This window comes from Flavobacterium stagni, from assembly GCF_004122105.1.
Lineage (GTDB): Bacteria > Bacteroidota > Bacteroidia > Flavobacteriales > Flavobacteriaceae > Flavobacterium > Flavobacterium stagni.
Genome location: NZ_SBKN01000004.1, coordinates 104,593 through 129,428, shown reverse-complemented (window position 1 = coordinate 129,428; position 24,836 = coordinate 104,593). Strand labels below are relative to the sequence as shown.

Sequence of the window (24,836 nt, the reverse complement as noted above, 5' to 3'; positions counted from 1 at the left end):
AAAAATAATTCTTAATTCGTAAAAAGCAAACCCAATAAACGTGCCATTAAAAATTTTTATATAAAAAAGGTATGATTTTTTAAAAAAAAGAAGATACTTCGCGGACCTCACCCGCTGGTAAACCCAAGGTAAATTCGCCTACCCGAACCCGCACGAGTCGTAACGTAGGAAAACCGACTGCAGCCGTCATTTTACGCACTTGACGAAACTTCCCTTCTGTTAAGGTGAGGCTCACCCAACTCGTCGGACCGTGCCGTTCATCACGAATACGCCGACCATCTCCTATACATTCGGGTAACGCTACTATTTTTTTTGCCTGACACGGTTTGGTGGTATAGCGTATCCCTTTGAACCCGATCTCCACTCCCGCCTCCAATCGTGCAATAGCTTCATCCGTAATTAGGCCGTCTACTTGAGCATAGTATTCTTTTTCGATGGTCTTACTGCGCACCAATTCACTCATCATCCCGTCGGTGGTTAATAAAAGTAAGCCTTCCGAGTCTTCATCCAGCCGACCAATAGCCATGGTTCCTTCAGGGAAAGCATACAATTCTCCCAATAGTTTCTTGTGCCGTTTTTTCTCATAAATAAACTGACTTAAATAACCGTGGGGTTTATGCAAAAGAAAATGCCTGTGTTCCATCGTTTTAAATTTCGCTTCAAAAATACAGTTATGAAATTAACTACAACTATTGAAAGACGGCTTTTGTTTTGTATTTTTATGAGCTAAAAATTCATACCAATGACACTTACCATCATCTTATCAGCCGTATTCTTGGTGCTGGGTTTCTTCATCGGAAAATTACTTTCGAGCAACCAAGCAGGAGCTACCTTAGCCCAAAAAGAGGAACAAATTCGCCAAATTAACCTGCAATTGGATCAAATGCAGCAACAAGTAAAAAATGTAACTGCTGAAAAAGAACAATTCCGAAACGAACGAGAAGCTGTGGCGATGCAACTTACCAAAAAAGAAGTCGATTTTGATAATTTGTTGGAACGCAATAAAGAATACCGTCAGGAGGTCGAACAGTTGCAAGAAAAATTCACCAAAGAATTTGAATTGTTGGCGAATAAAATATTAGAAGAAAAAACCACCAAATTTACCGAACAAAACAAAGAGCAATTGAAAAACATCTTGACACCTTTGCAAGATAAAATTCAGTTGTTTGAAAAGAAAGTCGAAGACACCCACAAAGAAAGCATCGACTACCATGCCGCTTTACGCCAGCAAATAGTGGGCTTGCGCGAAATGAACGAACAAATGTCCAAAGAAACCGTGAATTTGACCAAAGCCTTGAAAGGTGACAGTAAAATGCAAGGAAATTGGGGCGAATTGGTGTTAGAGCGCGTGTTGGAAAAATCGGGCTTGGAAAAGGACAGGGAATATTTTGTCCAACAAAGTTTTACCACCGAAGATGGGCAACGTTTGCAACCCGATGTGGTGATTGCCTTACCTGATGGAAAAAAAATGATTGTGGATTCAAAAGTGACCTTGACGGCTTATGAACGGTTCACCAATGAAGAAAATGACGAATTCAAAAAAAATCATTTACGGGATCACATTATTGCTATAAACCGCCATGTCGAACAATTGGGTGCAAAAAATTATTACGATTTGTACCAAATGGAGAGTCCGGACTTTGTCTTGCTCTTCATTCCTATCGAAGCGGCTTTTGCGGTAGCATTGAATGAAGACACCACGTTATACAACAAAGCGTTTGAAAAGAATATCGTCATTGTCACACCCACCACGCTTTTGGCCACTTTAAAAACAATAAATAGTATGTGGACCAATCAAAAGCAGCAAGAAAACGCGTTAGAAATTGCGCGCCAAGCGGGTGCATTGTATGATAAATTTGAAGGATTTGTGGGTGATTTAATCAAGATTGGTAAAAAAATGGATGAAGCAAAATCCGAGTACCAAGGCGCCATGAATAAATTAATCGAAGGCAAAGGAAATTTAGTGAGCAGTGTGGAGCGTTTGAAAAAAATGGGCGCAAAAGCAAAAAAAGCGCTGCCTGAAGTGTTACTTTCCAGAGCCGGTAGTACAAAAAATGAATCCTTAGAAAATCATTCTCATGAAGAAAACATATAAATCGGTAAAATCCTCACGGATTTCGATTTCACAATTGATGTTACCCTCGCATTCCAATTTTAGTGGAAAAATTCACGGTGGGTATATTTTGTCGTTAATGGACCAAATTGCTTTTGCTTGTGCGTCAAAATTTTCGGGCAATTACTGTGTCACGGCCTCAGTAGATACGGTCGATTTTTTAAATCCGATTGAAGTGGGCGAATTGGTCATCATGAAAGCAAGTGTGAATTATGTAGGGCGCAGTTCGATGATTATTGGCATTCGTGTCGAATCGGAAAACATTCAAACGGGAAAATCCAAACACTGCAATTCCAGTTATTTTACAATGGTGGCCAAAGACGAAACGGGTCAAAACACGGAAGTTCCAGGTTTACTACTGAACACTTTTGAAGAAGTGCGCCGCTTTTACAATTGCATCCAACAAATTGAAGCCCGAAAAACTAGAAACCGCCATGAAATAGAATTTGATTACAAGTCGGATGAAGCCCTAAAAAACCTCGAAAACTACAATGTTAAAGTCGAAATGAATTAAGTCTACTTTTTTCAAATTCTAATTTATACATGAAAAATTCTCAGATAACTACAATGGAATTAGGTAAATAGATTTTTTTTTCTATTTTTGGACTAGAAACAAAAATGATGAAAAAATATTACTTATTTGGGTTGCTTGCAGCTATTTTCTCGCTATTTATTTACTCGTGTTCCTCCAATGACGACCCGGAATATGTAGAAGTGAGTCCGGTAACTGTCGACCTCACCCAAGTACCTTATGCCAAATTATCGGATTACCATTTTTTTAAAGCTCCTATGGTGGATATGGTACCCGAACTCAATGTCATCCCTTACGAACCAGCCAGTGCACTTTTTACCGATTATGCCCACAAAAAACGTTTTGTGTGGTTACCCGAAGGGACTAAAGCGACGTACAATGGTGACGGTAAAATTCTAGAGCTTCCTGTTGGAGCTGCGATCATAAAAACCTTTTATTACGACGAAGTTCAACCCAACAATACGCGCCGGGTGATGGAAACACGTATCATGATTCGAAAAGCAGAAGGTTGGATTTTCGCGGAATACATTTGGAATAATGAACAAACAGATGCCTTTTTGAATATGACAGGAAGCAATATGACCATCAGTTTTATGGAAAACAACACGGTAAAAACTGCCAATTATCGTTTTCCTAATGAAGCCCAATGCGTTACGTGTCATAAATTAAGAAACAATGATACAGGTTTGTATTATAATGCACCAATCGGTATCAAACCTCAAAACATCAACTTCAATTACACGTATGCTACGGGATCAAAAAACCAAATCACCAAATGGAAAGAGTTGGGGATATTGGAAAACAGTGCGACGTTGCCTACCGCTGAAAATACGACAATCAATTATAACGATACTTCGCAACCGCTTGAGAAAAGAGTTCGCTCCTATTTCGACATCAATTGTGCGCATTGCCATAGTGAATTAGGTCATTGTTATTATAGACCTATGCGTTTTGCCTTTACGGAAACTTACAACAACCCAACCAATATGGGCGTTTGTGTCCCTACGGCTGATATGCAGGATTTCCCTCCGGCCTTGAGTAAAATTGTGGCGCCAGGAAACGTAAACCGCTCGATGTTGTATTACCGTATCAATACTGAGAATGAATCCTACATGATGCCACTGCATGGGCGTTCCATCATCCATACGGAAGGCGTTCAATTAATCGAGCAATGGATTAATTCCTTACAACCTTGTAACTAAACAATTTAATATAACCTGACCTTTAACCAATATGAAAAAAATTACTTTATTATTAACCCTGCTAACCGCAGTTTTCACTCAGGCACAAGACACCTGTGGAACGGCTGTAGCTATTACAGCTGGAACACAAGTTGTGACAGCCGTAAACGGTACAGAATTACCTCCAACAATATGTGCTGCTAACGGGGCTTTAGGAACAAATGGAGCCGCTGAATGGTACAGCTACACCCCAACTCAAAATTACACGGTAATTTTATCTACAGACATCACTGCAAACACACCAAGAGTGGACACGCGTGTACACATTTACACAGGAACTTGTGGTGCACTGACTTGTTATGCTGGTGATGATGATAGTGGGGCTAATTACTCTACTGTAGCCACTTTTAATGTGACAGCAGGAACTACGTATTACATCGCTTGGGATAATAAATGGACCAGTGCTGGATTTACCTTCCAATTAACTGAAAACCCAATTGTAGTTCCCCCGGTTACTCCAGTAAATTATACTACGCAAACAGTTTCAACGATCAACAACACTTACAATATTTGTGTAGTTGACATGAACAATGATGGTTTGGATGATGTAGTAGGAATTAGTACTGGAACAATGAAAGTACATTACCAAACTTCAACAGCAGGTACTTTCAATGTTGTAAATTATCCTTTTACCGATGTTTCTTTTTACCCCAATTGGAGTATGGCCGCTGGAGATTACAACAAAGACGGCTATAATGATATCGTACTTGGAAACGGAAGTGGGTTGTCAATCCTTACTTCAGCGAATAATGGATCGTCCTATACTGGGTACACACCGGGACAATATATCTTTTGTCAACGTACCAATTTTGCCGATTTGAATAAAGACGGAAACTTGGACATCTTCTCTTGTCATGACATCAATGAAAATGTATATTATTTAAATGATGGAAATGGAAATTTAACGTATTACCAATCCAACATTACGCCTGGTGCTATGAATTTAAGTAGTGGCGGTGGAAACTATGCCACATTGTTTACTGACTTTGATAATGACGGAGATTCAGATGTATTCATTTCAAAATGTTCCGGACCTCCATGTCAGTTAATTCGTTATGATGGCGGTACAACCTATACTAACATCTCTGCAGCAGCAGGTGTGAACGTAACCCCTATTCAAACATGGTCTTCGGGTATTGCCGATTTCGATAACGATGGCGATATGGACGTAATTATTACAGCAAGTGCTGGATTGCATAAATTCTTTAGAAATAATTTTGAAACCACAGGTTCGTTGACTGCTTTCACTAACATTACAACAGGATCTGGTTGGGATACCAATACTTCAACAAACATTGACAACATTGCTTACGATTTTGATAACGATGGTAAAGTGGATGTTTTAGGCGGTGGAAACAAAATTATGTTTAATCAAGGTAACAATACGTTTTCAGCTGTACCTTACACAGGAATTGCTGTAGGTGCTGTAGGAGATTTGAACAATGATGGTTTCTTGGATATCCAAAATGGATCTACAATTCGTTATGCCGTACCAAACGGAAATAACTGGATTAAAATCCGTTTAAATGGTGTACAAAGCAACAGCAACGGTATTGGAGCTCGCGTTGAAATCTATGGTGCTTTTGGAAAACAAATTCGTGACATCCGTAGCGGTGAAGGTTTCAAATACATGAGTTCGTTAAATGCACACTTCGGAATTGGGACCAATACCGCAATTACTCAAGTAATCATTCGTTGGCCTTCGGGAACAGTAGATACGATTAACAATCCTGGAATTAACCAAAGAATTGATATCACAGAAGGTTCGACCTTAGCTAACACTACTTTTGATGTGTCAGCAATGAGTGTTTTCCCAATCCCTGCGAAAAACAGCATCACCATTAAAACCAAAGAAGGATACACTGCTGTAAGCGCAGAAGTATATGACTTAAATGGCCGTATGGTTTTGTCCTCTAAAATTGAAAATGACACCCTAAACATCCAATCACTAAACGAAGGAACCTACCTTTTAAAAGTGTTAGATGCGAATGGAAATGCAGCTTCTCAGAAAATCGTGAAAAACTAAACACAATACATTCCAAAAAAAAGCCCTGACGTCAAATCAGGGCTTTTTTTATAATTGTACTTTTTCGATGGCATTCAACTTATCGATTTGTAAAATTGTTTTCTGTTGGTTGACATCACGCGTAAACATCGGAAGAAAACGGGCGCCATAAACAATCTCATCAAAAGTATAGGAAGTGCGCTTCATGACCGTATTGCTATACATATCGTCAAACATTTTTAAAAACACAATGAGTTCGCCCACAGTATTCTCAAAATCAGTTGCTGTAAATTGATACAACGGACTATCTTCTGTTATCGGATGTACCAAGGTCCAGTTTAAATTCAACGCATTAATCGTGGACAACTCCAAATCCAAAGTAAAAAACTTATTGACCATCTGTCCATTCTCCTCAACATGCATTCCCAACGTTACTCGCGCTTCCGCATCACTCAAATTGGCGTTTTTGGACGGACACATGCGCAACATTAAAGCTGTACCGCCTTTATACGGCGCAATGATGGCATTGTGGGAAAATAAAATATGGGCTTTGGGCTGACTGAATCGTCCATAAAACAAACCTGTTGCAATGGCAAAGCTCAACAAACCAAATAAGGCTTCAACAGCTGCGACAAAACTCGTCAAGAAGCCACTCGGACTCACATGTCCGTACCCTACCGTAGTGAAGGTTTGCACACTAAAAAAGAACGCTTGACCGAAGGCGTCCCAACTCGAATTGGCATTGACGCCATTCAAATGTTCGACCCCTAAAGCATAATACATCGAGGCAAAAACAGAATTCACCAAAAAGTAAAATCCGCAGATAATCACAAAAAACTTCCATCGCGGTAAGGTCAACATCGTATGGTACCAGCTGATACTATCCAAAAAAGGGATACCCGACTTTCGAATATTGGCATTACCCGATTTGGTAAAGAATCGTCCGCCATAACTAGCGGCATTGGTACCTAAACCGGTATTGGCATCGGTGCGGGCTTTGGAATTAAAAGGGGTGCGAAAGGCCATGCTTTTTTTTGGTAAAACTACGCAATTTCACGCATAAAAAAAGCTGCCCGAAAGCAGCCTTTTCTTATTTAGACAAATACATTTTTCGTCGGGAATACAAATCGTAAAATTGATCATCTTTTAAATCTTCAATGAACAAAATACTTTCTCCCGTTGATTTCATTTCGGGACCGAGTGCCTTATTCACATTCGGAAACTTATTAAAAGAGAAAACGGGTTGCTTGATTGCAAATCCGTTCAACTTCGGATTAAAGGTGAAATCGGTGACTTTTTTCTCACCCAACATCACTTTGGTCGCATAATTCACATACGGCTCGCCATACGCTTTCGCAATAAAAGGCACCGTACGAGAAGCTCTTGGATTGGCTTCAATTATATAAACGATATCATCTTTGATGGCAAACTGAATATTGATCAACCCAACCGTTTGCAAGGCTAAGGCAATATTTTTCGTATGATCTTTAATTTGCTGCATTACAAATTCGCCCAAATTAAAAGGAGGCAATGTCGCATTACTATCGCCCGAGTGAATTCCACAAGGTTCGATATGCTCCATGATTCCGATGATGTACACATTTTCACCATCACAAATAGCATCCGCTTCCGCTTCAATGGCACCATCCAAATAGTAATCCAACAGCAATTTGTTATTCGGTATATGTTTTAAAATCTCAATCACATGTTCTTCCAACTCTTGCTTGTTGATCACGATCTTCATCCCTTGGCCACCCAATACATAAGAAGGACGAACCAATAACGGGAACTCCAATTGATCTGCCAATTGCAACGCTTGTTCTGCATTTTCAGCTACACCAAATTTAGGATACGGAATATTTAATTCTTTCAACAAGCCCGAGAAACGACCGCGGTCTTCGGCTAAATCCAAGGCATCATAACTGGTTCCGAAGATTTTAATACCGTAGCGGTTTAATTTTTCGGCCAACTTCAAAGCCGTTTGTCCACCCAACTGTACAATCACGCCTTCTGGCTTTTCATGTTGGATGATATCGTAAATATGTTCCCAAAATACAGGTTCGAAATACAATTTATCCGCCGTATCAAAGTCGGTCGACACCGTCTCCGGGTTACAGTTAATCATGATGGTTTCGTAGCCACATTCTTTTGCCGCCAAAACCCCATGCACACAGGAATAATCAAACTCAATTCCTTGTCCAATACGGTTGGGTCCCGAACCTAACACCACGACTTTCTTACGGTCTGTGACAATACTTTCATTGGAAACATAGCGTTCTCCAGTAGCGGTTTCAATCTCCGCTTCAAAAGTAGAATAGTAATACGGGGTTTTTGCCTTGAACTCGGCCGCACAAGTATCCACCAACTTGTAAACGCGACGAATATTCATGTCTTCGCGCAAGCGGTACACCTGACTCTCCAAACAGCCCAACATGTGCGCAATTTGACGGTCGCCGTAGCCTTTTTGTTTGGCTTCTAATAACAATTCCTTGGGTAATGTATCAATGCGGTAATTCGAAATTTCTTTCTCCAAGAAATACAATTCCTCGTATTGCTTCAAGAACCACATATCGATTTTGGTAATCTCGTGAATACGGCTCAACGGAATTCCCATTTGAATCGCATCGTAAATTACAAACACGCGATCCCAACTCGCATAGGTGAGTTTTTCTATAATTTGTTCGTAGTTTTTATAACCTTTTCCATCAGCACCCAAACCGTTACGTTTGATTTCTAAGGATTGCGTGGCTTTGTGTAACGCTTCTTGGAACGAGCGCCCGATGCCCATCACCTCACCTACCGACTTCATTTGGAGTCCGAGGGTACGATCTGCGCCTTCAAATTTATCAAAGTTCCAACGCGGTATTTTCACGATGACATAATCCAACGTCGGTTCAAACAAGGCCGAAGTGGATTTCGTTATTTGATTTTGCAATTCATCAAGGGTGTACCCCAAAGCCAATTTGCTGGCAATTTTTGCAATCGGATATCCAGTCGCTTTAGACGCCAAGGCCGACGAACGCGATACCCGTGGATTGATTTCGATAGCAACGATATCTTCTTTTTCATCGGGAGAAACGGCAAACTGCACATTACACCCTCCAGCAAAATTCCCGATAGAGCGCATCATGTGAATGGCCATATCGCGCATCTTTTGAAAGGTCGTATCCGACAACGTCATGGCAGGCGCTACCGTAATAGAATCCCCGGTGTGAATCCCCATCGGATCCATATTTTCGATGGAACAAATAATCACGACGTTATCATTTTGGTCGCGTAAAAGTTCCAATTCATATTCTTTCCAACCCAAAAGCGCTTTGTCAATCAACACCTCATGAATCGGTGACGCTTCCAAACCGCGGGTTAACAATTCATCAAAATCCTCTTTGCGGTGTACAAAAGCTGCCCCAGTTCCACCCAACGTAAACGAAGGACGAATTACTAAAGGAAACCCAAACTCTTGCGCAATTTCTTTTCCTTTCAAGAAAGAATTGGCCGTTTTGGCCGGCGCATAAGGTATACCGATTTTACTTAATAAGGTTTTGAACTGGTCACGGTCTTCGGTGACGTTTATTGCATTGATATCTACCCCAATCAAACGCACATTAAAATCCTTCCAAATCCCTTTTTCTTCCGCTTCCAAACACAAGTTCAACGCCGTTTGTCCGCCCATAGTAGGGAGTACAGCATCAATATTGGGATGCGCTTTTAGGATTTCGATAATCGATTTGGTGGTTAAGGGTTTTAAATACACATGATCCGCCATGGCTGGGTCGGTCATGATGGTAGCGGGATTGGAATTAATAAGAATAACTTCAATCCCTTCTTCGCGAAGTGAACGGGCGGATTGTGACCCCGAGTAATCAAATTCACAGGCTTGACCAATGATGATCGGACCTGAACCAATAATCAAAACGGATTTGATAGAGGAATCTTTCGGCATGTGGTGTTGTGGTTTAGTTGTTTATTGTTGTGTGTGTCAAAATTAGTCGGTTTATAAAACTTTTGAAAAAATCGGGGTTGCCAACTTATCAATAGTTATAAACAGTATAAAAAAAAGGCGCTACTAATAAAAGTAACGCCTTTATATATGATAGTAAATACCATTATTTTTTGTGTCTTGGTTCAGAAGAAACCGTCAATTTATGTCTTCCTTTTGCACGACGACGAGCAAGGACTTTTCTACCATTTGCAGTAGCCATTCTTTCCATAAACCCGTGTTTATTTCTTCTTTTTCTTTTCGATGGTTGAAATGTTCTTTTACTCATTGTTCGATATCTTTAAATCCTGATAATTATTCTATGATTACGGCTTTTCAAAACCGAGTGCAAATATACAAAGGTTTTTATTTCTTGCAAGCGCTTTTTTAAAAATATTTTAAATTCCTTTTAGTACATTTGCAACCTAAATTTTACAATCATGTTTCACAGAAATATCAAAATCGTTTTAACCGTTCTGATTTTTGCTGCAGCGGTATGGCAATTTACCGAAAATAACGTAGGGAATGGAATTTTCTTAATCATCATTTCCCTTTTTCCTTTAGCTTTATACTTCCGTAACGAGTTTATTTTGTTGGCTTTTTTACAAATGCGTAAACAAAATTTCCCTGGCGCACAAAAATGGTTAGCCAAAATCAAAAACCCAGAAACGGCATTAATCAAAAAACAACAAGGCTACTACAATTACTTACAAGGCTTGATGGTGTCACAAACCAACTTGAACCAAGCCGAGAAGTTTTTCAAAAAAGCCATCGAATTGGGATTGAACATGGATATGGACTTAGCGGTAGCCAAATTAAATTTAGCCGGAATTGCTTTATCCCGCCGCCGTAAATTGGAAGCCACCAACTTAATCAACGAAGTGAAAAAGCTCGACAAACAAGGCATGTTGAAAGAGCAAATCACCATGATGAAAGAACAAATGAAACGCATCTAAATAATATAGACTCCGAAAGGGGTCTTTTTTTATGTTCTATTTTAGATTATAAATTAGAAATGAGGGTACTTTTGAAAAGTTTTTTTTTAGAAGAAAGAGGAAAGAAGCAAGAAAAAAGAAGGCGCGTGTTATTATCACGGTTCACTCTACACTATTAAACCCCTTACATTTTTACACAAATTAACCTTTTAAACTTTGTGTCAACATCGTGATACTTTGTGCTCCAAAATTTCAAAACATTAAGGAATTAAGACTACTCACTAAACCGCATAAATTAAGGCAATTAAGCAGGCCAAAAAACTAGTTTTTCTGGTCTTAAATCTTGGTGACTTTGAGTCTTCGTGGCAAAAAGAAAAAAGAAGCAAGAGAAAAGAAAACGTACTTATTAAAAGGTACTTATTAAACAATTAAACTCTTTCTACTTTTACACGAAATTCCTCCCGAAACTTCAACAGAAATTTATAATTTAGATTTTATAATTTAAAATAAAAAAAAGGTGCCTTCCAGCACCTTAATTCATAACTCATAACTCCTAATTCACAACTCCTAATACCCTTTCGTCGGTATCTCAATCTGGTATTTCTTTTTTCCTGGATTCGCCAACTTCTTGTCGCGTAACCAAGGGTTATGGATTTTTAAGATTTTATAGTTCACGCCTTGTAGTTTGGCGAACTTAGCCAAATCGTTGATCGAACTGTCGACTTCCACGATTTTGGTGGGTAAATTTTCATACAATTCGTGCTGACTCACGTCAAATCCATACAAATCGGGATGTTGCATAATTTCTTTTAAAGCCAAAATACGGAACACATAACGGTGGGTTTCGTCGGTTAATAACAAATCGTAATAATCGGTTACCCCTTGTTCTTCTAGTTTTCGAGACAAACCGTTCATACCGCCGTTATAACTCGCTGCCGCCATCGTCCACGAACCAAATTTATTTTTGGCGGCCAATAAATACTTACACGCCGCCTCTGTTGATTTTTGCAAATGGTACCGCTCGTCTACCGTTTCGCTCACCTCCATGCCTTTTTCCTTAGCCGTATCGGGCATAAACTGCCACACGCCACGCGCTCCGGAAGCCGAAACCGCATTCAACAAGGCACTTTCAATCACCGCCAAATACTTGAAATCATCGGGTACCCCGTATTGCTTCAAAATGGGTTCGATCACAGGAAAAGCCCGATTGGCGCGCTTCATAATTAAAATGGTCGACGAATGTAAATTAGCATTCACCAATAATTCCCGATCGAAGCGTTCTTTCACATCGGCCAGATGCAAGGGTGTCGCTTCGCCCGCAAAATCGACTTTCGCAGGGAAATACTGAGCCGTACCTTCTTTAAATAAGTGTTTCTTTTCTTCGCCAGAAATAGCGAAAACAAATAATCCCGTAATTACAACAGCTAACGCACCAGTTGCCATCCAACGTATCGATTTCATAAGGGCCAGTTTTTTGTAGTCCAACGTAAGAATACAGCGGTTTCGTATACGCACCGCACGATTCTTTTGCAAAACTACAAATTTCAGTCCACTCCCCCTATTCTTGTAGTAAAATTGCGGGCAAATGCGCGTTCAACCAACGGTATTTACTCAAGATCATCGCATGCGTTCCGTCTTTGACAGGCACATAATTTTTAAGGTATTTCGGAGGAAAAACCTCATCCTGCGTACCGTGAATATGAATCACGGCGGGATCTACTTCGGTGCGCTCCCAACACATGACTTGCTCGATCGCCCAATCCAAATAGCGTTTGTCGCGCATGTGCAAAAACTGCTCATACAAATGCAACTTGCGCTTCAGCGTCTCCCCAAAAGCGAACTTGACCAAGAGTTCGACATCCTGCAACAATCCCGTCGGGATCAGTTTATAGGCCTTGGTGGTTCGGGCCACCTTGAACTTGCGCGGGAATTCGCGATTGGATTTTACACTCGAAATAATCACCACCTTCCGCGGTTGCAGAAACGCTTTCATCTCTTGAACAAGAATCCCTCCAAAGGAAACACCCACCAATAGAGCCGTTGGATCGGTAACCTGAGCCGCCATCCGTTGGGCATAAGCCGCCAACGATTCATTGGGTTCGGGTAAAAACCATTCCAACAAATGCACTTCAAACTGGTCTTCGGGCAATTGGATTCGTTCAAAAATGGAGGAACTCGCGGCGAGTCCGGGCATGAAGTAAACCGGAATTCGGGTCATACACAAAGATTTAACGCTTTAAAGGGTGCAAAGTTTCTAAATTATTCCGAAATTTGCATAAAATTAATGAATACTACGAAAAGAAGATGAACTCAGAGTTAATTTTGGAACAAATGGAAATTAAGGACAATACCTTTGCACGTCAATTTGAGACGACGTTCAACGGTGAAATGGTTTCTGTTGAGTATTCCTTTCAAGAAAAAAAGATTTTCTTGACCCGCATTAACGGTACAGAAGATGAAGCCTTCATCACCGATTTATTGAAAAACATTATGGAAATCGCCTACGAACGCAAATTGAAAGTCGTTCCCGTTTTCCCTAAAGTAGCTGCATTTATGCGGAAGCATCCCACCTATCGCGATTTGCTTCCCCCTGGAATTCGTATCTAACAAAATAAGTTATTGATAAAGCCGTTTCTACAGAAGCGGCTTTTTTTTATCTTTAAACCATGAACACCGAAGAACTACGCGACAACATTCTCGATTTTTTTGAACACATCGAAAAATACTACGGCTGTGCCACCGAAATCACCGAAGGTCTCATGACCAGTACCGAAGAAGTCGAGGCTGAAAATACCACTTGGAACTTATCCGAGTTCCAACTCGTGCGTTCGGCCTACCGCAATGTGGGAAACCGTTTTATGCTTGAAGGTGCTGGTGTATACTACGAAATCGCTGCCGAGAAAATCATCGATTTTAAAAACCCCGGTCGTCATAAATATGAATTTGTCGAAATTTACGGCTACGGCGTCTACCGCATCACGCGATTGCATTTTCGGTCGAAGTATTAGAAATTATGCTTATTTTTATACTGCTGTAAATCACTATCCGCCCAAAAACCTGTACAATGAAATATCTAATTACCACCCTATTTTTATTTACTGCAGTTCTAACTTCTGCACAGGATTTAGATGATGCAAACTATTTTTTTAAAGATAACTACGAATATCATTTCTATGGGAAAGTAAAAAGTATTCGAAGAAAATATTCCTATATAAAACCCAATATCAGCACCCAAGAATATAATAGTATGAGGCTCAGGGCTGATGCTACACCTAAATTTGATTTTTATTATTATCCAACAGGACAATGCAAAACCTTCTGGGGAGGAACTATTGATACAGTATACCAACAGAGAAAGAAAGATATTTATACTTATTATTATGATAATTCCATTTTTAAGAAAAAAATAAAAAGTAACTTAAAAAAAAGATACCTTAATGTATATGATAAACCTTTATTTCCGCAATATGACTATTGTATAAAAGGACCTGAACCGGGTGAGGTAAAAGATGCATTTAATATTGCAAAGTTTAGTTACATTTTAGATAAGCAAAATAAAATACTTATTGAAAATGAATATGAATGGGGTGTTTCGCTAGACTCACTTCAATCTTTGAAGGATTCAAAAAAAATTATATGTACTGTTCGTACTTATTACTATAATGAAAAAAGTCAAGTTACAAAGATAATATATTCCATTAAGTTAAATCCCAAGTATGATATCGATAGAGTAAACATTAATTTTTTAAGGACTGATTTTGAATTGAATGAATACTATCCCGAAATGATTGCAAACTTTAAATACGATGCACAAGGGAGAATTGTATTTGTAAGCTTGTCATCAAAAGAAGAACTTTTGTGTAGCGAGGAATATGTGTACCACCGAAAGTTGGATTATGTCGAAAAGTCTATTTACTATGACATTAAAGGGGAATATTCTTCAAAGATCAAAAAAACAGTACGGTATTATAATGAATATGGCGATTTAATTCAAATTGATTTTTTACCTGATTTTGAGGGGCAGCCCATGACAAGAGTTTCCCGAAGACCACGCTATTACGACTATGAATACGATGATCATAAAAATTGGATCAAATGTTATATGTATTTAGAAGGCACAAAAGAAGGAAAACCATCACTGATAGCAGAACGTGAAATTATATACTACGACAAATGAAAAAAATACTAGTTACTCTAATATTTATTGGATTTGCCAATGCTTATTCTCAATGTTGGCAAGGAATTTACAGCAAAGGAAATTTCTCAATGGGTATCAAAACAGATGGAACACTTTGGGGATGGGGTTCAAATACATCTGGAGAGATTGGTCTGGGCACAACTTCCAATATTGTCTCTCCTCCCGCGCAATCAGGTTCGTTGAATAATTGGCGATCGGTTACAACGGGATATAATTATTGTCTTGGAATAAAATTAGATGGCACATTATGGGCATGGGGATTTAACGGGAATGGTGAATTGGGAGATGGTACTTCATTTACAAGAACTTCACCTGTACAAGTTGGATCTTCAAATGATTGGTTTAGAGTCGAGTGTGGAGGTGATTTTTCAATAGGATTAAAAAATAATGGGACCTTATGGGCTTGGGGTGATAATTTTTATTACCAACTAGGAAACGGTACAACAATAGGTAATTTCACTCCTATACAAATTGGAACTAATTCAGATTGGGTGAAAGTTTCATCAGGTGCGGATCATACTATTGCCTTAAAATCTAATGGAACATTATGGTCATGGGGCAGAAATAATTTCGGGCAATTAGGTGATGGAAGTTATTTAGATAAATCAACACCTGTTCAAATAGGAAGTTCTAATCAATGGGTTGATATTGAAACGGGGACTTATTACAGTGTTGCTTTGCAAACAAACGGTTCGCTTTGGAGTTGGGGACAAAACTCAAGCGGACAGTTAGGAATTAATTCTCAATCAGGTAGAAATACTCCACAACTAATTAATTCAAACTTACCTTGGGTAGCATTATCAGCAGGAAATTTTTCTTGTTATGGAATTAAATCTGATGGCACTTTATGGTCGTGGGGACAAAATTCAAATGGACAATTAGGTATAAATTCAACAACAAATAAATTGATCCCCACTCAGATAGGTATTGAATCTAATTGGTCAAAAGTTATTTCTGGTGGTTTTCAATGTTTTGCAGAAAATAGTCAAGGTAATGTTTTTTGCTGGGGTTCAAATAATATTGGTCAACTTGGTAATGGTACTACAGTTAGTCAAAATGCTCCAATTTTATTTAGCACTTGTAGTTTAAACAACTCAATTATTAACTCAGAAGACAATATATTGGTTTATCCAAATCCAACAACGAGTACTATTAATATTTCCATAAATGAAGATGTTTCTAAAATTCGAATTTTAGATATTTATTCAAATATTGTTTACGAACTTGATGGAAATACCAAAAACATCAATATTGATTTTTTACAATCGGGAATTTATTTTTTAAAAATAATTTCAGCGAATTACAGTTCTACACACAAGATTATTAAAAATTAATCGTGACCTTATATTTATTTATTTTCCGTCAAAACTCTTGAAGCCTTCTACCGCATCACGCGATTGCATTTTCGATCGAAGTATTAGAAATTACACCGCAACATTCACAAACGCAATCCGCACACCACCATCTTCGTCAATATGCGTCAACTGCACTTCATGTAACGTATTCACCAATTCGGGATTCCAAGGTGTTTTTACTTTTACATAGTTTTCAGTCAATCCATAGATGTAGCCCTCTTTGTTTTCGCCTTCAAATAAAACCGTGCGGGTAGTACCCAACTGACTTTCATAAAAGGCGCGGCGTTTTTTGACCGACAAGCCACGCAACATCTTACTGCGTTTAGCGCGCACATTATTCGGTACTACACCGTCCATCAAAGCGGCTTCGGTATTATCGCGTTCGGAATAGGTAAACACATGCAAATACGAAATATCCAGTTCGTTTAAGAAATGATAGGTTTCCAAGAAATGCTCGTCCGTTTCACCCGGAAAACCTACAATCACATCCACGCCAATACAGGCATGCGGCATCACTTCACGAATTGTAGCGACGCGTTCCGTGTAGAGTTCGCGCATGTAACGGCGCTTCATTTTTTTCAAAATAGCATTGCTGCCCGATTGCAAAGGAATATGGAAATGCGGCACAAAGGTCCGACTCTGGGCGACAAACTCAATGGTTTCGTTTTTCAACAAATTGGGTTCGATCGACGAAATACGTAACCGTTCAATTCCGTCCACTTGATCCAAAGCTTGCACCAATTCCAAGAACGTATGTTCGTGTTTTTTGTTCCCAAATTCGCCCTTACCATAATCCCCAATGTTGACACCCGTCAAAACGATTTCTTTGATGCCTTGTTTAGAGATTTCAGCAGCGTTTTGCAACACATTCGCCATGGTATCACTACGGGAAATACCACGCGCCAATGGAATCGTACAATAGGTACATTTATAATCACAGCCGTCTTGCACTTTCAAAAACGCGCGGGTGCGATCACCGATGGAATAGCTGCCCACATAGAAGTCCGCTTCCTCAATTTCACAAGAATGCACTTCGCCCATATCATTTTTGGACAAATCGTGAATGTAATCGGTGATTTTGAATTTTTCAGTAGCGCCCAAAACCAAGTCCACACCATCAACTGCGGCTAGTTCTTCCGGTTTCAATTGGGCATAACAACCCACGGCTGCCACAAACGCTTTTTCGTTGAGCTTTAAAGCTTTTTTTACGACTTGTTTGAATTGTTTGTCGGCATTATCCGTCACCGAACACGTATTGATCACATAGATATCGGCTACGTCTTCAAAGTCGACACGTTCGAATCCTTCATCTTGAAAATTTCTCGCGATAGTAGACGTTTCGGAGAAATTGAGCTTACAGCCTAAGGTATAAAAGGCTACTTTTTTTTGCTGTTCCATAAATGCACACAACCCTAGAAATCGTTGTCAAGTGATTGCGGCCGCAAAGGTACATATTTTTTATCGTAAAATGGATTGAATATAAATCACAAAGAAAACCAGCGCTTTTCTTAAGAGCGAATAGAAATTTTCAAATCTAAAAATTTTCAAATTTTCAAATCAACTCTTATTCCTTCCGATATTTCTTCGTCTCCTCAAACACATGTTCCAAAATACGGGCTTCGACTTCGTCAAATTCCACATGACGGCGAGCCATAACGATTTTGGCGGTTTGAAACGCCTTGCTCGTGAGATAGGTCGTCATTCCTGAAGCGCCACCCCAGCTAAAACTAGGAACAAAGTTGCGCGGAAATCCCGATCCGAAGATATTCGAAGAAACACCCACTACCGTTCCGGTATTGAACATGGTATTGATCCCACACTTGCTGTGATCTCCCATCATCAAACCACAGAATTGGAGTCCGGTGCGTGCAAAACCTTCGGTTTCGTAGCTCCATAAGCGAACTTCCTCGTAGTTGTTTTTCAAATTGGAGTTATTGCTGTCGGCGCCAATGTTGCACCATTCGCCCAACACCGAATTCCCTAAGAAACCATCGTGTCCTTTATTGGAATAGGCAAATAAAACTGAATTGCTTACTTCACCACCCACACGGCTATGCGGCCCTACGGTAGTCGCTCCATATATCTTGGTGGCCAACTTCACTTGGGCTTCTTCGCACAAGGCAAATGGACCGCGAATTACAGAACCTTCCATGATTTCGGCATTTTTACCAATGTAAATCGGACCCGCAGACGCGTTTAACGTCACAAACTCGAGACGCGCGCCTTCTTCAATAAAAATGTTTTCTGGGCTAATCACATTAACCGACTTCGGAATGGGTTGCGAATGACGATCGGCCGTTAAGAATTCGAAATCCTCGCGAATGGCCGCATCGTTTTTAGCAAAAATATCCCAGGTATGTTCGATTTTCAAACAGTCATCGGTATACTCTAAGATTTCATACGTATCAAAATCTACTTCCTCTTGGGTATCCGTGGTGTAAAAAGCAACGACATCTTCTCCGCGAAAGATCGCTTGGTTGGGTTCCAAATTACGCACCATTTCCACCAAAACAGGATTTGGGAAATAGGCACCGTTGATCATCACATTGGCCTCCATTTCCACCATAGGAAACTTTTCAGACAAATAGTCTTCCGTTAAAGTAGTGGTGGTGTACCCCAAATGTTTTTCCCATTTTTCACGAATCGTCAAAATCCCAACACGAATATCACATACGGGACGGGTAAAGGTAAACGGAAGTAAGGCAGTACGGACGGGACCGTCGAAAAGGATATAATTCATGGTAGTTTGTTCAGCTAAAGCGTCAAAAGTACGAAGTTTTAGGCAATAAAAAAACCACCCCGAAGGATGGTCTCTTTGTATTTGAACACACAATAAATATCAAATTACTTACCGTGTTTAGCGTATTTGGTTTTGAATTTATCAATACGTCCGGCAGTATCGATTAGTTTTGATTTACCAGTGTAAAATGGGTGTGATGTTCTTGAAATCTCCATTTTATAAACCGGATATTCTACTCCGTCTACAACGATTGTTTCTTTAGTTTCAACAGTAGACTTTGTGATAAATACATCCTCGTTTGACATATCTTTGAAAGCTACTAATCTGTAATTTTCTGGGTGAATACCTTGTTTCATCTTGTAAATCTTTTTATTAGTTATGAAGCAGTTGGCCTTGATGCTTTTCAATCAAAAGGTATTAGCCGGCTGCAACTTTTTATTAATCCTTTTAATTTTGAGTGTGCAAAAATACAACTAATTTTCAATTATCAAACTCAAAATCACTTTTTTTTAATCCGAAAATCCGAAAATCGTTACGGCAGATTCACTATATTTGCGGGTTGAATCTTACCAATACTTAACAGACATGGAACAAAAAACTACAGTTGGAAAAACGATTTTAAATTACGGCGCTTTATTCGGCATCGTAATGGTGTTAGAATTTGTGGTGGGTTATGTGATGAACATTGATCCACAAACCAATAAAACGTACGGACTTGTTATTAATTTATTGAACTTCTTAATCTTGCCTTTCGCGTTGGGTTATATGGGTTCGAACCAATACAAAAAAAGCAACAACGGATTCATTTCTATTGGAGAAGCGATAAAAATTACGGTGGGAATGGGTGCCATTGCGGCCTTGATTTACAGTATTTTCTTTTGGATTTTCACGATTGTCTTCCCGGATTTCATCCCTGAATTGATGGAAAAAATACGTAGCATCACCATCCAACAAAACCCTAATTTGAGTAAAGAACAAATGGAAATGAGTTTATCCATCATGGAAAAATTCATGAAACCCTATGTTTTAATTCCTACTTCCATCCTCATGTATAGTTTTGTAGGATTAATTCACGGAACCATTGTTGGGCTCATTGTAAAAAAAGAACAAGCCACTTTCTAAGTAGATGAATATTTCCATTATAATCCCGTTACTTAACGAACAAGAATCCTTGCCTGAACTCCACAAGTGGATTAAAAAGGTAATGGATGAAAACCAATACACCTACGAAGTTCTTTTTATCGACGACGGAAGTACTGACCAATCCTGGAACGTCATTGAAGGCTTGTGCCAAGAAAATCCCAACGTAAAAGGGATTCGTTTTTTCCGTAACTATGGTAAATCGCAAGCGTTGCATGCCGGCTTTGCCCGTGCCCAAGGCGATGTGGTAATTACGATGGATGCTGACCTACAAGACAGTCCGGATGAGATTCCAGGCTTATTCAAAATGGTTACCGAAGAAAACTTCGACTTGGTTTCGGGTTGGAAGAAAAAACGCTACGATAACGTGGTGACCAAAAACCTACCTTCAAAATTATTCAACTGGGCGGCTCGAAAAACATCGGGTGTCTATTTGAACGACTTCAACTGTGGTTTAAAAGCGTACCGCAACCTTGTGGTAAAAAACGTAGAAGTTTCGGGTGAAATGCACCGCTACATTCCTGTACTTGCCAAAAATGCAGGGTTTAACAAGATTGGCGAAAAGGTAGTCATCCACCAAGCTCGTAAATACGGCGAATCCAAATTTGGCATGAGTCGTTTTATCAACGGCTTTTTGGACCTGATCACCATTTGGTTCCTCTCGCGTTACGGCAAACGTCCAATGCACTTGTTCGGCGCTTTCGGAGCCTTGATGTTTGTACTCGGATTCATTTCGACCGGAATTATCATTGCCGTGAAATTGATTAAATTATATACCGGTTTCCATACCATATTAGTGACAAGCAACCCGTTATTCTATATTGCGCTAACTTCGATGATCATTGGAACCCAATTGTTCTTGGCCGGTTTCTTGGGCGAAATAATCCTTCGCACCAAAAGCAACGAAGAACGCTATAAAATTGCGGAAGAACGCTAATTGTTTTTTAAACTCAACACAACACTTTTGGATTTAAAAACTTATTAAAATGCAAATTGAATCGCACGTTTTAGACAAAGTAAACGAATGGTTGACTCCAACCTTTGACGAACATACCCAAGCGGCTATCCGCGAAATGATGGCTTCCAACCCAAAAGAATTGGAAGAGAGTTTTTATAAAAACCTTGAATTCGGAACGGGCGGGATGCGCGGCGTTATGGGCGTAGGCACTAACCGCATCAACAAATATACTCTTGGGAAAAACACTCAAGGACTTTCGGATTATTTAATCAAAAGTTTTCCAGGTGAAGCCTTGAAAGTGGCCATTGCTTACGATTGCCGACACAACAGTGATACACTTGCTAAAGTTGTCGCCGATGTATTTTCAGCCAATGGAATTCATGTGTATTTGTTCTCTGAAATGCGTCCTACTCCCGAATTGTCTTTCGCCTTAAAACATTTAAATTGCCATGCTGGTATTGTGTTGACAGCCTCTCACAATCCACCCGAATACAACGGTTATAAAGTATATTGGCAAGACGGCGGGCAATTGGTTCCGCCACAAGACGGCGAAATTATCCAAGTGATTGAAGCCCTTAATTACGCCGACATTCGCTTTGAAGCCAATGACAATTTGATTGAATACATTGACACGGCTATCGACGAAGCCTTTGTGGCCTCTACCCTAGCCAATGCGAGTTTCAATACGCCAAAAGAAGCGCGTGAAGGATTGAAAATTGTGTACACTTCGTTACACGGCACCTCCATCAAAGCGATTCCTTACGTATTAACCGCTGCAGGCTATACCGATTTGAATATTGTAAAAGAACAAGCCGAACCCAACGGCGACTTCCCTACTGTAAAATCACCCAACCCCGAAGAACCCGAAGCCTTAACCATGGCCTTGGCGTTGGCCAACGAAATTGGCGCTGACATCGTGGTGGGAACTGACCCCGACTCAGACCGATTGGGCGTTGCTGTCCGCAATACCAACAACGAATTGGTCTTGTTAAACGGAAACCAAACCATGGTCATCATGACCGCCTATTTGTTGGAACAATGGAAACGCGCCGGAAAAATCAACGGCAAACAGTTCATTGGCTCCACTATAGTGTCGACTCCTATGATGTTGGAATTGGCGGCCGCTTATGATGTGGAATGTAAAGTAGGTTTAACCGGATTCAAATGGATCGCTAAATTCATCAAAGACTTCCCCGAACTCCAATTCATCGGTGGTGGTGAAGAGAGTTTCGGATTCATGGTCGGTGATGCCGTACGCGACAAAGATGCCGTAGGCGCCACATTATTGGTGTGCGAAATTGCTGCTCAAGCCAAAGCATCTGGAAGTTCGCTTTACCAGGAATTATTAAACCTCTACGTGGACCACGGATTTTATAAAGAACACCTGATTTCGCTTACTAAAAAAGGCATTTCAGGCTTACAAGAAATCTACCAAATGATGGTAGACTTGCGTGAAAATCCGGTGGCGGAAATTAACGGACAACGCGTGGTGTGTATTGAAGATTATCAAACGTCCAAAGGACGCGATATCATGAACGGTAGCGAATTTGACATTACCATCCCAAAATCCAATGTATTGATTTACTATTTGGAAGACGGCAGTAAGATTTGCGCACGCCCCAGTGGGACCGAACCCAAAATCAAATTCTATTTCAGTGTCAATGCGCCTGTGTTGTCGCTCGACGAAATTGACTTGGTAGAAGCTGAATTAGACCAAAAAATTAAAAACATAATCGCTGCAATGCAGTTACACTAATGGATCCAAATTTAAAACGAATACTTCCGTATATGAAAAACTACAAACATCATGTAGTTTGGAATATCGTATTCAATATCTTTTACGCGTTGTTCAGTACGCTGTCCTTTATTTCATTGATTCCAATGCTTCAGGTTTTGTTTGATCAAGCAGAACGTATAACTGAAAAACCCGTTTACAAAGGCATTTGGGATATCATGAATTACGGAAAGCAATCGCTGTATTTCTATATCACGCGACTCACAGAAACCAACGGGGCTCAGTATGCACTTTTATTGGTTGTTTGTTTGGTTATTTCTACATTCTTACTGAAAAACCTATTCAATTACCTAGCGAGCAATCATTTAACGGTGATTAAAAACAGTGTATTACGAGACATTCGTAATGAAGTATATGCCAAAATTATTTCCTTGCCCATTTCCTATTACTCTGAAAAACGCAAAGGCGATGTGATGGCACGCATGTTAGGCGACATCAATGAAGTACAAAATTCGTTTTTTAATATTCTCGAATTAATCGTAAAAGAACCCATGACCATTCTTTTTACGATTTGTGCGATGATTGCCATCAGCTTTAAATTAACCTTGTTTGTTTTTGTTTTCATTCCCATTTCGGGATTTATTATTTCGCGAATCGGAAAAACATTGAAAACAAAATCAGTCAAAGTACAAAGTGAAGGTGGCTATTTGATCTCAATCGTGGAAGAAACCCTTACCGGAATGAAAGTCGTTAAAGGCTACAATGCCGAAAATACTTTTTCAAAAAAATTCACGGGTACCGTAGAAAACATTTTAAAACTTTCCAACAGTATTGGCCGCAAAAACAATTTGGCATCGCCCATGAGTGAATTCCTCGGAATCATTGTAATTGCCGTCTTGTTATGGTTCGGTGGTAACATGGTCTTGGTGGATCGTGGTTTGGACGGAAAACCGCTATTGGATGCAGCGAAATTCCTTGCGTATATGGGATTAGCTTACAACATTTTAACACCCGCCAAAGGAATTTCGAAAGCTTCTTATTCGGTAAAAAGCGGTTTGGCTGCGGCCGAACGGGTTTTTGAAATCTTGGCCGTTGAAAATTCCATCACTGACCCAGCTGATGCCAAGGAGATGGGCGAATTCAAAGAGAACATTACCCTGAAAAATGTCAACTTTGGCTATACCGACGAATTGGTCTTGAAAAACTTTTCCCTTACCATCCCAAAAGGAAAAACCATCGCTTTGGTGGGCCAATCGGGTTCAGGTAAAAGTACGATCGCCAATTTATTAACGCGTTTCTACGACATCAACGATGGATACATCGCCATCGACGGCCACGAATTGCACCACATCACCATGCATTCGCTCCGCAAAAACATTGGTTTGGTTACCCAAGAATCCATTCTTTTCAACGATACCATCAAAAACAACTTATTAATCGGGAAGCCCGATGCCACCGACGAAGAAATCATCAACGCACTCAAAGTGGCCAACGCGTATGAGTTTGTAAAAGAGTTGCCCGAAGGCATTGAAACCGGCATTGGTGACGCGGGAGGTAAACTCTCGGGCGGACAAAAACAACGCCTTTCTATTGCCCGAGCGGTATTAAAGAATCCGCCGATCATGATTCTCGATGAAGCCACTTCAGCACTCGATACTGAAAGTGAAAAATTAGTACAAGTGGCATTAGAAAACATGATGCAAAACAGAACCTCAGTTGTGATTGCCCACCGCCTATCGACCATTCAAAACGCCGACTTGATCGTAGTGATGCACAAAGGTCAGATTGTCGAACAAGGTACACACGCCGAACTCCTAGCGCTGGACGGGACTTACTCCAAACTGGTATCCCTTCAAAGTTTTGAACAAGCCTAAATAAAAAAAAGACGTTCTTCGGAAGGTCTTT

Annotated in this window: 22 protein-coding genes; 13 read left to right on the top strand and 9 right to left on the bottom strand. The window is 40.0% G+C overall.

Annotated elements, in window-relative coordinates:
* Positions 1-79: 79 nt before the first annotated feature.
* Entirely contained in the window at positions 80-643 is a 564-nt protein-coding gene (locus EQG61_RS07985) for a pseudouridine synthase (protein WP_129461399.1), read from the bottom strand.
* A 99-nt stretch (positions 644-742) separates the two neighbouring features.
* On the opposite strand from EQG61_RS07985, the gene rmuC reads away from it, so the two are divergent.
* The 4 genes from rmuC to EQG61_RS07965 all read left to right on the top strand — a co-directional run bounded on the left by rmuC (position 743) and on the right by EQG61_RS07965 (position 5,912).
* Positions 743-2,095: a DNA recombination protein RmuC gene (gene rmuC, locus EQG61_RS07980; RefSeq protein WP_129461398.1), complete on the top strand. Its 1,353-nt coding sequence runs from the start codon at positions 743-745 to the stop codon at positions 2,093-2,095.
* Positions 2,079-2,627: an acyl-CoA thioesterase gene (locus tag EQG61_RS07975; RefSeq protein ID WP_129461397.1), complete on the top strand. Its 549-nt coding sequence runs from the start codon at positions 2,079-2,081 to the stop codon at positions 2,625-2,627. Before rmuC ends, EQG61_RS07975 begins: the two co-directional genes overlap by 17 nt.
* A 107-nt stretch (positions 2,628-2,734) precedes the next feature.
* Positions 2,735-3,847, top strand: coding sequence for a hypothetical protein (locus tag EQG61_RS07970; RefSeq protein ID WP_235829042.1), 1,113 nt, complete (start codon positions 2,735-2,737; stop codon positions 3,845-3,847).
* A gap of 31 nt (positions 3,848-3,878) precedes the next feature.
* Complete coding sequence (locus EQG61_RS07965; protein ID WP_129461395.1) at positions 3,879-5,912, top strand: FG-GAP-like repeat-containing protein; 2,034 nt, start codon at positions 3,879-3,881, stop codon at positions 5,910-5,912.
* Positions 5,913-5,960: 48 nt separating this feature from the next.
* On the opposite strand, the gene EQG61_RS07960 is transcribed toward EQG61_RS07965, so the two are convergent.
* The 3 genes from EQG61_RS07960 to rpmH form a co-directional block, all read right to left on the bottom strand.
* Complete coding sequence (locus tag EQG61_RS07960) at positions 5,961-6,917, bottom strand: ion channel (protein ID WP_129461394.1); 957 nt, start codon at positions 6,915-6,917, stop codon at positions 5,961-5,963.
* 64 nt (positions 6,918-6,981) lie between these two features.
* The gene (gene carB, locus EQG61_RS07955; protein WP_129461393.1) at positions 6,982-9,834 is read right to left on the bottom strand and encodes a carbamoyl-phosphate synthase large subunit; all 2,853 of its coding nucleotides are present in this window, start codon (positions 9,832-9,834) and stop codon (positions 6,982-6,984) included.
* A gap of 163 nt (positions 9,835-9,997) precedes the next feature.
* Entirely contained in the window at positions 9,998-10,159 is a 162-nt protein-coding gene (rpmH, locus tag EQG61_RS07950) for a 50S ribosomal protein L34 (protein WP_056072822.1), read from the bottom strand.
* 151 nt (positions 10,160-10,310) lie between these two features.
* Here rpmH and EQG61_RS07945 point away from each other — a divergent pair, with 151 nt between their 5' ends.
* The gene (locus EQG61_RS07945) at positions 10,311-10,826 is read left to right on the top strand and encodes a DUF2892 domain-containing protein (RefSeq protein ID WP_129461392.1); all 516 of its coding nucleotides are present in this window, start codon (positions 10,311-10,313) and stop codon (positions 10,824-10,826) included.
* Between the two features lie 546 nt (positions 10,827-11,372).
* On the opposite strand, the gene EQG61_RS07940 is transcribed toward EQG61_RS07945, so the two are convergent.
* Together EQG61_RS07940 and EQG61_RS07935 are read right to left on the bottom strand one after the other, a co-directional pair.
* Complete coding sequence (locus tag EQG61_RS07940; RefSeq protein ID WP_164974911.1) at positions 11,373-12,266, bottom strand: lytic transglycosylase domain-containing protein; 894 nt, start codon at positions 12,264-12,266, stop codon at positions 11,373-11,375.
* 97 nt (positions 12,267-12,363) lie between these two features.
* Complete coding sequence (locus tag EQG61_RS07935; protein WP_129461391.1) at positions 12,364-13,023, bottom strand: alpha/beta hydrolase family protein; 660 nt, start codon at positions 13,021-13,023, stop codon at positions 12,364-12,366.
* Positions 13,024-13,136: 113 nt separating this feature from the next.
* On the opposite strand from EQG61_RS07935, the gene EQG61_RS07930 reads away from it, so the two are divergent.
* The 4 genes from EQG61_RS07930 to EQG61_RS07915 are packed head-to-tail and all read left to right on the top strand — an operon-like array spanning position 13,137 to position 16,337.
* Complete coding sequence (locus EQG61_RS07930) at positions 13,137-13,412, top strand: GNAT family N-acetyltransferase (protein WP_129461558.1); 276 nt, start codon at positions 13,137-13,139, stop codon at positions 13,410-13,412.
* Between the two features lie 59 nt (positions 13,413-13,471).
* On the top strand, positions 13,472-13,813 hold the full coding sequence (locus tag EQG61_RS07925) for a hypothetical protein (RefSeq protein ID WP_129461390.1): 342 nt from the start codon (positions 13,472-13,474) through the stop codon (positions 13,811-13,813).
* A 56-nt stretch (positions 13,814-13,869) separates the two neighbouring features.
* Entirely contained in the window at positions 13,870-14,982 is a 1,113-nt protein-coding gene (locus EQG61_RS07920) for a hypothetical protein (RefSeq protein ID WP_129461389.1), read from the top strand.
* Complete coding sequence (locus tag EQG61_RS07915) at positions 14,979-16,337, top strand: T9SS type A sorting domain-containing protein (protein ID WP_129461388.1); 1,359 nt, start codon at positions 14,979-14,981, stop codon at positions 16,335-16,337. The genes EQG61_RS07920 and EQG61_RS07915 overlap by 4 nt, the downstream gene beginning before the upstream one ends.
* Positions 16,338-16,427: 90 nt before the next feature.
* On the opposite strand, the gene mtaB is transcribed toward EQG61_RS07915, so the two are convergent.
* The 3 genes from mtaB to EQG61_RS07900 all read right to left on the bottom strand — a co-directional run bounded on the left by mtaB (position 16,428) and on the right by EQG61_RS07900 (position 19,454).
* Positions 16,428-17,756 carry a tRNA (N(6)-L-threonylcarbamoyladenosine(37)-C(2))-methylthiotransferase MtaB gene (gene mtaB / locus EQG61_RS07910; RefSeq protein ID WP_129461387.1) on the bottom strand — a complete coding sequence of 443 codons (1,329 nt, stop codon included), beginning with the start codon at positions 17,754-17,756 and terminating at the stop codon, positions 16,428-16,430.
* A 166-nt stretch (positions 17,757-17,922) separates the two neighbouring features.
* The gene (locus EQG61_RS07905; protein WP_129461386.1) at positions 17,923-19,098 is read right to left on the bottom strand and encodes a GlmU family protein; all 1,176 of its coding nucleotides are present in this window, start codon (positions 19,096-19,098) and stop codon (positions 17,923-17,925) included.
* Between the two features lie 104 nt (positions 19,099-19,202).
* Positions 19,203-19,454: a type B 50S ribosomal protein L31 gene (locus EQG61_RS07900; RefSeq protein WP_129461385.1), complete on the bottom strand. Its 252-nt coding sequence runs from the start codon at positions 19,452-19,454 to the stop codon at positions 19,203-19,205.
* A gap of 229 nt (positions 19,455-19,683) precedes the next feature.
* Between EQG61_RS07900 and EQG61_RS07895 the strand changes: the two genes are divergently transcribed.
* From EQG61_RS07895 to EQG61_RS07880, 4 genes are read left to right on the top strand one after another with little or no spacing between them, the layout of a single operon-like run.
* Entirely contained in the window at positions 19,684-20,220 is a 537-nt protein-coding gene (locus tag EQG61_RS07895) for a DUF4199 domain-containing protein (RefSeq protein WP_129461384.1), read from the top strand.
* Positions 20,221-20,224: 4 nt separating this feature from the next.
* Positions 20,225-21,175: a glycosyltransferase family 2 protein gene (locus tag EQG61_RS07890; protein ID WP_129461383.1), complete on the top strand. Its 951-nt coding sequence runs from the start codon at positions 20,225-20,227 to the stop codon at positions 21,173-21,175.
* 49 nt (positions 21,176-21,224) lie between these two features.
* The gene (locus EQG61_RS07885; RefSeq protein WP_129461382.1) at positions 21,225-22,952 is read left to right on the top strand and encodes a phospho-sugar mutase; all 1,728 of its coding nucleotides are present in this window, start codon (positions 21,225-21,227) and stop codon (positions 22,950-22,952) included.
* Positions 22,952-24,805, top strand: coding sequence for an ABC transporter ATP-binding protein (locus EQG61_RS07880; protein WP_129461381.1), 1,854 nt, complete (start codon positions 22,952-22,954; stop codon positions 24,803-24,805). The genes EQG61_RS07885 and EQG61_RS07880 overlap by 1 nt, the downstream gene beginning before the upstream one ends.
* Positions 24,806-24,836 lie beyond the last annotated feature (31 nt).